Source organism: Maridesulfovibrio bastinii DSM 16055, assembly GCF_000429985.1.
Classification (GTDB): Bacteria; Desulfobacterota; Desulfovibrionia; order Desulfovibrionales; family Desulfovibrionaceae; genus Maridesulfovibrio; species Maridesulfovibrio bastinii.
In genome coordinates this window covers 14741-27219 of sequence record NZ_AUCX01000008.1, presented here as the reverse complement: position 1 = coordinate 27219, position 12479 = coordinate 14741, and the positions used below count along the sequence as shown (strand labels likewise).

The following is a 12479-nucleotide window of genomic DNA, read 5'->3' as shown; positions in this document are numbered from 1 at the left end:
CGTAAAAAATAATTTACGGATAGCCATGTTTTTATGGGATTAAGGTTTTGAAGACAAATCATTTAAGAATGATTTAATTTTCAGAAAGTATACCATCAAGAGTTTTCAGGAAAGTTCTGAGGTCTTCAAAATCAATCGTCAGTGGAGGCAGCAGCCTGAGTATTGTTCCTTTTGTGAGGTTGAGTATGAAACCTTTATCTCTTAAAGCAGCAAAAATTGAAGATCCGTCAATTTTTAGCTGAATACCCAGCATCAGTCCCAGTCCCCTTACAGTTTCCACTTTATCAGGATGTCTGGTGATAAGTTCTGCTGCTTCTTTTTTAAACTGCTCACCAAGCTTTGCTGCACGCTCGGCAATTTTCTCATCGTTCATGATGTCCACAACTTTTGAAGCAACTTTGGAAACCAGAGCTCCACCGCCGAAAGTTGTAGCATGGCTGCCGGGTTCAAAACCAGTGGCAACAGTATCGGTTGCAAACATGGCTCCCATTGGGAGGCCGTTTGCCAGAGATTTTGCCGAAGTAAAAATGTCAGGTGTTATTCCATAATGCTGAAAGGCCCACCATTTACCGCTTCTGCATAATCCTGATTGAACTTCATCAGCAATAAGCAGTACATCTTTTTCTTTGGCCAGAGCTGCCAGAACTGTAACATATTCCGGTGCGAGAGGCCTAATTCCGCCTTCACCCTGTATCATTTCCACCATAATTGCCGCAGTTTTATCACTGATGGCATTTCTCATGGCTTCAATATCACCGGCTGGAACACTTTTGAAGCCTTCAGGAAGAGGGCCGAATCCTTCTTTGATAAGACCGTCCTGTCCTGTCGCTGTCAGTGTGGCCAGAGTCCTGCCGTGGAATGAACCCTGCAGGGTAATTATTTCATAAGCTTCTTTATTTTTAACCTTTCTCATGTACCGCCGTGCAAGTTTGATAGCTGCTTCGTTTGCCTCGGCTCCGGAATTGCAGAAGAAAACTTTTCCGGCATCACTGGTTTTAAGAAGTTTTTCAGCTAATTCAGCCTGTTCTTCCTGATAGAAAAGGTTGCTGACCTGAACAAGTTTTTGAGATTGTTCAGCCATTACTTTTGCAAGATCTTCACGGCAATGTCCCAGATTTGCGACTGAAATCCCTGAGAGAAGGTCAATATATTCATTTCCGTCAAGGTCATAAAGTCTGGCCCCTTTTGCTTTGGAAATGCTGACAGGATATCTTCCGTAAGTATTGCAGATATTATTATTAACTTTTTTTACAAGATTATCGTGTTTACTCATTTTATTAACCTGAATTGTTTTATTTGTGCGGTATTAATGTTACTGTTTGCCAGTATGCCCGAAACCACCGCAGCCTCTTTCGGTTTCATCAAGTTCTTCCACCGGGATAATGCGGGCGTGATGGTAGGGCATCAAAACGAGCTGTGCAATGCGCTGTCCGCGCTCAACTCGTCGATTTTTATCAGATGTATTAAGTAGTGACACGATTATTTCACCTCTGTAGTCAGGGTCGATTACACCGACTCCCTGACTGACTGTAAGGCCTTCTTTTGTTCCGAGTCCGCTTCGTGAATAAACAAAGCCGGCGACTCCTTCGGAGCAGATTTCAATAGCGATACCGGTATGAAAGGCAAATCTTTCACCCGGGGCTATTTCTTGAAAATCATTTTCCATACAGGCACGAAGGTCTATTCCGGCTGAACTTTGTGTCGAATATTCAATTGGAGATTCAGCTGCGACCTTGTGCAGGTATTTGACTTTCATATCTATTTTGAAACCACTAACCATTCTTACAGGCTCCTTTAGGGATTTGAAGTGAGCACAATGCTCCTAATGGTCCTGAAGTGTCAACTTTGTATTTGAAAAATTGTGATACTGTCTTGAAAAAAACAGAAGGATAAGGCATTAAAATAAATTAAGTGCCAAATAATGCGGTAATACTTTAATAGACCGGACTGTCGGTCACAATAAGGAGATTATCATGCAGCCGCTTCGAGTATACAGTGTAGTGCCTCGCCTGCCGAAAAAGCTGGAACCTTTATGGGACCTTGCCTACAATTTTCTTTTTGTCTGGAACAGTGATGTTTCAAGTATCTTTTCCTCTATAGATCAAAAGCTCTGGAGGGATTGTCAGCAGAATCCTGTAGCGTTTTTAAATAATCTTCCACAGCAGCAGCTCGAAGAACTTTCTACAGATGAATTCTTTTTGCAGCGTCTTGATGAAGCAATACGTATCCACAAAAATTATTTATCCAAACAGGGAAGCTCTTTCGATTTTAAAGATGATGATACTTCACAGCCTGTTGTGGCATATTTCAGCTTTGAATACGGAATAGGACTTTCGCTACCGATATACTCCGGCGGACTGGGTATTCTGGCCGGAGACCATTTAAAATCATCTAGTGATCTGAATATCCCGCTGGTGGGGATAGGATTATGCTATCAGCATGGTTATTTCAGACAGTATATGACTCAGGATGGCTGGCAGCAGGAACGTTATCCCAATCATGATTTTGAAGAGATGCCTATCAGGGTTGTGAAAGATGATAATGGTGAAGAAGTAAGGTTCACTGTGGACCTTAAAGGTGAGCAGTTACATGTCAGAATCTGGCAGGTAAATGTCGGTAGAGTTAAGCTTTATCTTCTTGATACAAATATTTCTGAGAACCCGCCGTATTTTAAAGAAGTCACTTCAAAGCTTTACGGTGGCGAGCTGGAAATGAGGCTCTGGCAGGAAATTCTCCTTGGAATAGGAGGAATCAAAGCTTTGGCCGCTTTAGGACTGGAGCCTAAAGTAATCCACATGAATGAAGGCCATTCAGCTTTTGCCGGACTTGAAAGAATCAGAATATATATGACTGAGCATGGCCTATCATTTGAAGCCGCGATGGAGCTTGTGGCTTCTTCAAGTATTTTTACAACGCACACTCCTGTTCCTGCGGGCAACGACCGTTTTCCGCCTGAAATGATGAGGCCTTATTTCGAAACTTATGCTTCAACAATGGGACTTGCTTACAAAGTGTTTCTGGCTTTAGGACGTGAAGATCCCAGAGATGACTCAGAACTTTTCTGCATGACCGTTCTGGCATTGAGACTTTCCCGTTTCAATAACGGGGTAAGTAAGCTTCATGGAAAAGTTTCACGGAATATGTGGAAAAGAGTCTGGCCGCAATATCCGGTAGAAGATGTTCCTATCGGTGCTATTACTAATGGGGTTCACATGCCCACATTTGTAGCCTCTGATCTCGGGCAGATTTTTGACCGTTATCTCGGCACAAACTGGCGGGAAGACCCTGATTGTGAAAGAGTCTGGCGGCAGGCAGCCAACATTCCTGATGCTGAATTGTGGCGAACTCATGAGCGCTTAAGAGAAAGGCTGGTTGATTTTGTCCGTAAAAGATTGCGTAAACAGCTTTCCAGTATCGGGGCGCGCAGAAAAGATATGGAACTTGCTGATGAAGTTCTTGATCCTCAGGCTTTGACAATAGGTTTTGCAAGGCGCTTTGCTACTTATAAAAGGGCTAACCTTATCCTCAGTGACAAGGAAAGACTGATAAAGCTAGTGTCTGATAAAAAACGTCCTATTCAGTTTATTTTTGCAGGTAAAGCCCACCCCAAAGATAATGAAGGTAAAAAGCTTATTCAGGATCTTATACAGCTCTGCCGCAGGGAAGAATGCCGTATGAATATGGTATTTCTTGAAGATTATGATATGCGGATTGCAAGTTATATGGTTCAGGGATGTGATGTGTGGCTGAATACTCCACGCCGACCTCTGGAAGCCTGTGGAACTAGTGGCATGAAAGCCATGGCCAATGGCGTTTTGCAGTTCAGTACTCTTGATGGATGGTGGGATGAAGCCTTTGAACCTGATAACAGCCTCGGCTGGGCAATTGGCAGGGGAGAAGATTATACGGACCATGCCTATCAGGATTTTGTTGAAAGTCAGACTCTATATAAAGTTCTTGAAAATGACATTATCCCGGATTTCTATGATCGCGGCCATGGAAATCTGCCACGGAATTGGATTGCTAAAATTAAGACGGCTTTTTCTAATTTAGGTCCGGTTTTCAATGCCAACCGCATGGTTGAAGATTATGTACATACTGCCTATCTTCCTGCCCATAACAACTATCTAGTTATGGAGAAGGATGGATTTAAAGCAGCCAAGGACCTTGCTGCATGGCGCATGGATCTTATGACAAAGTGGTCCAGCCTTAAAGTTCGAAACATAACCGCGGAAGCTCATACCGAAGTTTATGTTCAGGAACCTATTATTGTAAGTGCTGAAGTATTTTTAAACGGTTTAAAAACAGAAGACGTACAGGTTGAGATATATTCTGGTCCGGTGGGTCAGGATAATGATTTTCTCGGCAGGCAGACGGTACAGATGACTCCTGAAGAAGATATGGGATCAGGCTGGTATCTGTATCAGGGTGAAGTTCTGCCTCAGGAAGCCGGGAAGTTCGGATTCACTGTCAGAGTTCTTCCACATCATCCTCTGCTTCTTGATCCTCATTCACTTGGACTCATACATTGGACCGAATAATGAGAACAAAGATAAATTTAATTTTATCTATTATGATGAAAAAAATCGGAGTCTTTCGGGGCTCCGTTTTTTTGGTTTTTATTCTTTGCGCGCTTTTTTGCCATGTTAGTGTTGCAAGTGCCGATATTGAGGGAAAGGTCGCCTATGTTTATGATGGTGATACTTTTCTTCTCGATTCAGGTGTTAAAGTGAGGCTTGCTTCTATCGATGCCCCTGAAACTGGAAAGAACAAAAGTCCTAACGGTTATTATGCCCAAAAGTCATGGATGGCTTTGAAAGAGCTGATAAGTCGAAAGATGGTGCGCATTGAAACTGAGACAACAGACCGATACGGTAGAGTCATTGGCTGGGTATATACTTCTGGTGGAGATTTAGTAAACAAGGTTATGCTTAGAACAGGAAATGCACTTTTTTATAAACATAAAGGCAATTCTCCTGTCCTTGAAAATAAAATTTTTTTGGCTCAGTGCCAGGCCGTTAAAGACCGTTGCGGTTTATGGGCAGGAATTTTTAATGCTGCTCTTGCCAGAGAGAAATGGGTCGGTAATTCAAAAAGCTGGAGATGTTTTCCTGTGTCATCTTCTATCGCTTGGAAAATAAGCAAGCATCACCGGAAATTTTTTAAGAATCTTGAGCAGGCTGTTCTTGCTGGATATTCTCCTGCACGTAATTCAGGATTTTGGCCTTATGAAAAGTAATTGTACGGAGTTATTTTGATTTTTAAAAATTTAGCTGATTCTCTACCGGAGTTCAGTATACATAGGGATCTTAATCTTTGTATCGGGTGCGGAGTCTGTATCGGGCAGTGTTCTTATGGTGCTCATGAGCATAAGGATTACTCCGGTTTTGTTCATAATAATCTTTTGTGCAGAGGATGTCGCAGATGTGAAGCCATGTGCCCGGAAGGTGCAATATCTATAATGCATAATGAACATATGACAGCTGCAAGTGATAATTCTTTTTATTCCAGTTGTTCTGGAATTTCTATTCGTGAATATTACAAGCTAAATTTAGATCTTGATTCAATTCATTTTAAAGATGATTTAGCAAAAGTTATATTTCAAGACGATTTCATACAGAACGTCGCTTCATATAATAAAAATTTGATGAAAGATAATCCGTTATTTAGTATTCCTATCTTGTTTTCACTAAGTGGAAAATGTGTTGCTAATTACAACTACAGCTTGTCCATAAAAAAAGCGGCGGAGAGTTTGAGTTTACCATACATGGTGGATGGAAAGATAATTAGTTCTGACGGCGGTCAGGAGTACATATTGCGTACTGTTAAGGACTCCTGTTTGCGCTCAGCAATTGAACAGATTGTTGAAGTCGTAAAGCGAAGTTCAGAGCCTGTACTATGCCGCAGTTCAATTGATTCTGATTATTCTGAAGTTGATTTTATTGTCGAATTGCATAAGGAACTTACAACTTTGAATATCAGACACAGGTGTTTAATTATTGCTACCGGCTGTGGTGCAAAGAGTCCTGCGGATTTTTTGAAATTGATTCTGCTTGGAGCTGACGCCGTTGATTTTGAATTTCCCGTTTTAAAAGAGCTGGGGTGTACTGGCTGTCAGGGATGCAATGAAAATTTATGTCCCTGGGGGTTGGCTGCAACTGATGATACTTTGGTCAAAAGGTTGAACCCGGAACAAAAAACTCCTCTAATCAAGTCCCTTGCTTACGAATTCATGAAACCTGTTTTAAGGTTGAAAAAAAATCTTAAAATTGACTCTATCCATTCTTTGAAAGGTAGAATGGATCTGCTTTCTTTTCCAAAATAAAATGTCCGATTTTTAATTTTATAAAAATGGTCCACAAATGAAACTTATATATCCTCAAAAGAACTTTTGCATGGGATGCAGGCTTTGCGAAATAGCCTGTCTCACCGTGAATTCGGAATCGAGAGATTTAAAGACAGCATATTGCTCTGAGCGTCTGACCGGTTTAGTTTCAAAAATTAAAGTTTTTAATAATAAAGAAATAAGTATAGCCGTGAACTGTAGACATTGTGCCGATCCTGAGTGTGTTAAATCGTGTATTTCGGGAGCGCTGAAAAGTGATTTCAGCTTAGGAACGGTTGAATATGATAAAGCTAAGTGTCTAAGCTGTTTCTCTTGTGTTGCGGCCTGTCCTTATGGAGCTGTGTTTATTTCTCCAGCAGGTGACCATGTGGCAGTCTGTAATTTATGTTCAGAAAGATTGGAAGGTCCTGCCTGCGTTGAAGCCTGCCCCAATGCAGCTCTTGTATATGAGGAAAGGTGAGGCATGAAATATGTTATTATAGGCAATGGACCGGCCTCTGTCGGTGCCATAGAAGGAATTCGCCGCTATGATTTTGACGGTGCAATAACCGTTATAGGAAAAGAAAAATTTCCTGCATTCAGTAGAGCTATGGTTCCTTATTATTTGAGTGGGCGGGTGAGTTATGAAAAGTTATCAATACGCAATTTTGATTACTATACTGAACGCGGTGTTGAATTGTGTTTAGACTGTTCTGCTGAATTGGTTGATACTCAAAAAAAAGTAGTTTTTTTGAGTAGTGGAACTGAGATATCCTACGACTCATTGCTGCTTGCTACAGGTAACCGGTCTCGACAACATAATTTTGCTAATTGTTTGCAGGATAATTATTATGATGCTTTTTCTTTAACGGACATAGAGAATCTGAGAGAAAAGATATCTGTTTCCAAAAGAGCTATAGTTCTGGGAGACGGAGTTGAGGCCCTGAGTATAGCTGAAGTTTTGTCATTAAATGGAATTGAGGTAATTGTTCTCTGTCAGGGGCATCTACTTCCTGAGCTGTTTGATAACAACTGTAGTGAGATTTTGGAAAAGAGAATGCTCGGTTTCGGCGTTACTGTTTTTTCAGATTCAACTATTAAAAAAGTTGTTAAATCTTCTGATGATAAACTTAAGGGAGTTCTTCTGGGAACAGGGCTTTTCAGAGAAGCTGATTTCATCGTGAATGCTGCACCCGGTAAACCTGTTTTAATTTCCGGGATTGATGAAATTGTGAGCTATGGAAGTGAAAACAAATTTATAATGAGCTCAGAGGACGCATCTGTTTTTTTATCAGGAAATTTGATTAACAAAAGTAGCAGTTTTTTTGCATCTTCTTATAACTATGGAGTTTGTGCCGGTCTCTCCATGGCTTCAGTAGATATGGATATCAAGAATGTATATAAGTCGCCTGTAAGATCTATTAACGTTTTCGGTATCAATATAAGTGCAGGCGGAGCCGTTGAGGTTGATTCCCCAAAAGTTGAGAAACTTGAGTATATTGATAAAGATAATTGTCTTTTCAGAAAATTATTTATAAAAAATAATGAGTTGAATGGTTATTGCATCGTTGGTGACAGGGGATTTGCAGGCCTTTACTCAGGATTGCTTCGCTCTGGTCTGAAATTTGATAGGTCTTCAGCCTTATTTTTATTGAAAGAAGGGGTCATGTCCTTTTTTGCGGAAAACAACCTTTATCCTGATCTGCTGAAAAGCTGAAGTTGTCGCAAAGTTGTCACTATTAAAATCATTCTCGACAATATAGTTATACAGGGTTACATAACTATAACTTTTGTGTCCTGCCTCGGGATGCTTATTTATATTTTATCAGATCTTATGCGGGGTTTGACCATTAAATGGTTTTGCCTATGAAAATGTTTTCTGATAGACGATGATATCTCTCAGGTTCTTTGTCCTCACTCGGGATGAATTTCCTGTGGATTTTTATTTAGCGAATGCTTTTTTGAGGGTTCGTCTGAATTTGTTTTTAGAGGATACATTATCTATAGTAGTGTTAATGTCGGAAGTTCAGAGCGTTTAATTATTAACGTTCTGGTTTTTAAAAGCTAATTATTAATTACTCTGTCTTTTTAGGAGGATGTAATGTTTTTTGATAATGTTGCCCATGCTATGGGTGCCGGTGGTCAAGGTGCTGCTCAGGGGCCTGCAGGTCAGCTTGGAGCCTTTCTGCCTCTTATCCTTATGTTTGCTATTTTTTATTTCCTGCTCATCAGACCTCAGCAGAAAAAGGCTAAACAGCATAAACAAATGCTTGCTGATCTTAAAAAGGGTGACCGCATTCTCACAGGCGGAGGAATGTACGGCAGAATTACTGCTCTTGAAGGTGATGAACTCACTGTAGAGTTGGCAGAAGGCTTCAGCGTTAAAGTTGATAGAGGTTATGTTGCCGGTCTTGCCAACCCAGTCAGGAAACAGGAAAATAAATCTAAATAGATTTATTTTGTTTCTATCGATCGAGTTAATAAGTCAGGCTGACTTATTCTTAATTAGAAATTTATTTTCATTTGGTTAAGTTTTTTTCAGCCTGAAAGGCAAGATGCTTGATCCGGTGAAGTCCGGTAAGGCACTTGCCTTTTTGTGTGTTAATAGTTCCTACTTACTGAATTCATAAGGGAGAGGAGATGAACGGGAGTCTTCGTTGGAGAATTATTCTGACTCTGGTTGTCCTGTTGCTTGGAGCGGCTTACGTTTTGCCGTCATTGCCTTCTGTTCAGAAAACAGCATTAAGCCGTTTTCTGCCTGAAGACAAAATAAGTCTTGGTCTTGACCTCAAAGGCGGAATTCATCTGACTTTGGGTGTTGACGTCAAGAAAGCCCTCGATAATACGCTTGTTCGTGTCGGTGATGATTTGAGAGCCGTGGCACGTGATGAAGGCGTTATGGTTTTAAAACCGAAAGTCCTTGGTGGTGATAAGCTCGAAGCTATTCTTCTCAAGAAAGAGCAGCAGCAGGCTTTGGAAGAAATCCTTGAAAAACAGTTCAATTATTTGAATGTTGAAAGCAAGGTGGATGCCCAGGGCGGTAAAATTAAATATGTTTTCACTCCCTCACCGGAATATAAGAAATTTTTTGCCAAGCAGACTCTTGATCAGGCTGTAAAGACCATTCGTAACCGTATTGATGAGTTCGGTGTTTCAGAACCTGACATCCGTAAACAGCAGAGCAGCAATCGTATTCTTGTGCAGCTGCCAGGCCTTAACGATCCGGAGCGGGCAATCAAAATTATCGGTAAAACAGCTCATCTCGAATTTAAAATGGTCGATGACAGTGTTGATATGGCAAAAGCTGAAAAAGGGCTCATTCCTCCGGGACGTGAGCTGACTGTTATCCGTCACAGACTTGCTGACGGCTCTTATTCTGAAAAGCCTATCGTTGTTAGATCCGAAGCCGTTTTAACCGGTGATTATATTACTGATGCGCAAACCCGTTTTGACCAGTTCAACCAGCCGTATGTTTCCATGAGTTTCAATGGGCGCGGTGGTAAAATATTTGAACGCATTACCGGGGAAAATGTTAAAAAGCGTATGGCCATCGTTCTGGATGGTAAAGTTTACTCCGCTCCTGTTATTCAGGATAGAATCAGTGGAGGAAAAGCAAGCATTACAGGTAGTTTCTCAACAGATGAGGCCCATGACCTTGCAATTGTTCTTAGAGCAGGTTCACTTCCGGCTCCTGTTAAAATCCTTGAGCAGAGAACAGTTGGACCTTCTCTCGGACAGGAGTCCATCAGTAAAGGTGTGACAGCTGCGGTTGTAGGTAGTGCTCTGGTTCTGATCTTTATGCTTGTATACTACGGTTTTGCCGGCCTTGTTGCCGATATCGTTCTGGTTATAAACGTCCTGTTAATCCTTGCCGGGCTGGCTGCCTTCGGGGCTACACTGACCCTCCCGGGACTTGCAGGTATTATTTTGACGATCGGTATGGCTGTTGATGCAAACGTTATTATTTTTGAAAGGATACGAGAAGAAATCAGACGTGGACTGACAGCCAGAGCCGCTGTCGGGGAAGGATATTCCAGAGCTACTTTGACAATTCTCGATGCCAACCTGACAACGGTTATCGCCGCTGTTATTTTGTATCAGTTCGGAACAGGTCCTGTACGAGGTTTTGCTGTGACACTTACTCTCGGTATTGTTTCTTCGATGTTCACAGCGATTTTTGTCTCCCGTATCCTGTTTGATCTGTACAACTCCAAGCGTGCAGCTGATGCACCCTTGAGCATTTAAGGAGACTGAATCATGGGATTGCATATAATCAAACCTGATACCAGAATTGATTTTATTGGTTCAAAAGGTAAGGCATTTATATTATCTGCCGTGCTTATACTGCTTGGAATCGGTTCTCTGATGATCAAGGGCGGACCAAAGTATGGTATTGACTTTGCCGGCGGTATGGTGGTGCAGGTTAAATTTGATCAGCAGGTTACTGTAAAGACACTTAAAGCGGCTTTGCAGGGTGTTGATCTTCCGGGACTGGTTGTTCAGAGTTTCGGACAGGCTGATGATAATGAAGTTTTAATTCGTACTTCTGAATCCGGAATCAGTTCCAGTGTTTTAAGAGAAAGGCTTAATTCCGCACTGAAAACTAATCTTAAAAATACCGGTTTCGATATACAGCGACTGGAAATGGTCGGTCCTAAAGTTGGTGCCGATTTGCGTACTAAGGCTATTGAAGCTCTTTATTATGCTGTTTTGCTGATCGCGATTTATATATCTGGACGATTCGAGCAACGCTGGTTTGCTGCAGCAATTATGGCTGCGGTCCTTGCCGGTGGAATTTTTGTCCTTCAATTGTTTGGTGTTCCGACTACTTATCTGATTTTTGCAGCACTGGTAATAACTCTTGGTTGTTGCTGGTATCTAAAATTGAATTATGCACTAGGGGCAATTGTTGCGTTAATACATGACGTACTCATAACCGTGGGCATATTCTCCATGCTGGATAAGGAGTTTGATCTGACAATTATTGCCGCATTGCTGACTATTATTGGTTACTCTCTTAACGATACAATTATTGTTTTTGACCGTATCCGTGAAAATATTCGCAGTAAGACAGGTGACAATTTTGCTGATTCCATCAACATCAGTATCAACCAGACTCTCAGCAGAACACTGCTGACATCAGGTACAACACTCCTGGTTGTTATAGCCCTGTTTGTTCTTGGTGGTGGAGTTATTCATGATTTTGCTCTTGCACTGCTTATAGGTATCGGTGTTGGTACTTATTCTTCCATCTTTGTTGCAAGTCCAGTCCTTATAGGATTTGGACCGGGATCAAGCGATGCTGAAATACCGGTAGAATCAGCTTAGGCTGAAATATAAAATTGATTTAAAATTAAAAGCGTGCCTCATAATGGGGCACGCTTTTTTGTATTTGTACTGAAAATATTTTTTTAAATTCTAAATATACTCTGTAATATTTATGGCTAAAAATGAAGCTTCTTAATTAAAAATCAGTTTAAATCGAATTTTTTGAACAAAACATCTTCATCAAGCTCATTTAAAATTGAAAGAAGAGCTTCAATGCTTATCGCCTGACCTTGAAATTCTACTTTAATTTCTTCATTTAAATAGAGTTTCATTTTCTCTTCAAGCAGATTTTTTAATTCTGATGGACTAAATATCAAGCCATGTTTGAGTACATATTCTCCTGCAATATCAATAGTTGTATTAAACAGTTTCAGTGTAATGTTAGAATATTCTGCTTTATGGTTGTTATTATCAGTCGCGGCTGAAATATCAGACCTGAAAGCCGCAACAGGGCTGTTTCTTCCCATACAGATTCCGGCAATTCCGGGCATGGCGGCAGCAAGGGACAGTGTTGAAAACGGGCTGACAATAATATTGGAGATATCATCTACTGGATGACCATCAATAAAGACAGTCTTTATGCGGTTATTAACGTCGCTTTCAGGAATCCCAATTTGATTTTTTAAAATATCTTCGATGCTTTTTCCTGTGTATAATGGGATAGTGACGCCTTTTGTGAAAGTAGAAGCCATTATTTTACTGAATTTTTTGTTTACAAATAATGTAATAGTATTTTTTTCTTCCATTACTAAACCTCCAGCACCTATAAGATTGTATTGCTAAAATTATATATGTCAAAAAAGATATAATTTAATTATTTTGACAA

General features: G+C 40.7%; 11 protein-coding genes. 8 read left to right on the top strand and 3 right to left on the bottom strand.

All coding sequences use genetic code 11. The annotated features are described in order from the left end of the window. Window positions 1-73: 73 nt before the first annotated feature. A complete protein-coding gene (locus G496_RS0103350; protein ID WP_027178028.1) occupies window positions 74-1273 on the bottom strand; it encodes an aspartate aminotransferase family protein in 1200 nt (399 codons plus the stop codon). A 39-nt stretch (window positions 1274-1312) separates the two neighbouring features. Continuing rightward, the gene (gene dut / locus G496_RS0103345; RefSeq protein WP_027178027.1) at window positions 1313-1780 is read right to left on the bottom strand and encodes a dUTP diphosphatase; all 468 of its coding nucleotides are present in this window, start codon (window positions 1778-1780) and stop codon (window positions 1313-1315) included. A 193-nt stretch (window positions 1781-1973) separates the two neighbouring features. Here dut and glgP point away from each other — a divergent pair, with 193 nt between their 5' ends. From glgP to secF, 8 genes are all read left to right on the top strand, one after another. Further along, window positions 1974-4541, top strand: a complete 2568-nt coding sequence (gene glgP, locus G496_RS0103340) for an alpha-glucan family phosphorylase (protein WP_027178026.1) — start codon at window positions 1974-1976, stop codon at window positions 4539-4541. Between the two features lie 71 nt (window positions 4542-4612). Then, window positions 4613-5239, top strand: coding sequence for a thermonuclease family protein (locus G496_RS0103335; RefSeq protein ID WP_245577857.1), 627 nt, complete (start codon window positions 4613-4615; stop codon window positions 5237-5239). Window positions 5240-5254: 15 nt separating this feature from the next. After that, window positions 5255-6325 carry a glutamate synthase-related protein gene (locus G496_RS0103330; RefSeq protein ID WP_027178024.1) on the top strand — a complete coding sequence of 357 codons (1071 nt, stop codon included), beginning with the start codon at window positions 5255-5257 and terminating at the stop codon, window positions 6323-6325. 37 nt (window positions 6326-6362) lie between these two features. Further along, on the top strand, window positions 6363-6806 hold the full coding sequence (locus G496_RS0103325) for a 4Fe-4S dicluster domain-containing protein (protein WP_027178023.1): 444 nt from the start codon (window positions 6363-6365) through the stop codon (window positions 6804-6806). A gap of 3 nt (window positions 6807-6809) precedes the next feature. Next, window positions 6810-8042 carry an NAD(P)/FAD-dependent oxidoreductase gene (locus tag G496_RS0103320; RefSeq protein WP_027178022.1) on the top strand — a complete coding sequence of 411 codons (1233 nt, stop codon included), beginning with the start codon at window positions 6810-6812 and terminating at the stop codon, window positions 8040-8042. Window positions 8043-8426: 384 nt separating this feature from the next. After that, window positions 8427-8777, top strand: a complete 351-nt coding sequence (gene yajC / locus G496_RS0103315; RefSeq protein ID WP_027178021.1) for a preprotein translocase subunit YajC — start codon at window positions 8427-8429, stop codon at window positions 8775-8777. 188 nt (window positions 8778-8965) lie between these two features. Further along, complete coding sequence (secD, locus tag G496_RS0103310; protein WP_027178020.1) at window positions 8966-10570, top strand: protein translocase subunit SecD; 1605 nt, start codon at window positions 8966-8968, stop codon at window positions 10568-10570. Window positions 10571-10582: 12 nt separating this feature from the next. Beyond that, the gene (gene secF, locus G496_RS0103305) at window positions 10583-11653 is read left to right on the top strand and encodes a protein translocase subunit SecF (protein ID WP_027178019.1); all 1071 of its coding nucleotides are present in this window, start codon (window positions 10583-10585) and stop codon (window positions 11651-11653) included. 143 nt (window positions 11654-11796) lie between these two features. On the opposite strand, the gene G496_RS20375 is transcribed toward secF, so the two are convergent. Further along, window positions 11797-12399 (bottom strand): hypothetical protein, encoded by a 603-nt coding sequence (locus G496_RS20375; RefSeq protein WP_051294806.1) that lies wholly within the window; start codon window positions 12397-12399, stop codon window positions 11797-11799. Window positions 12400-12479: the final 80 nt, after the last annotated feature.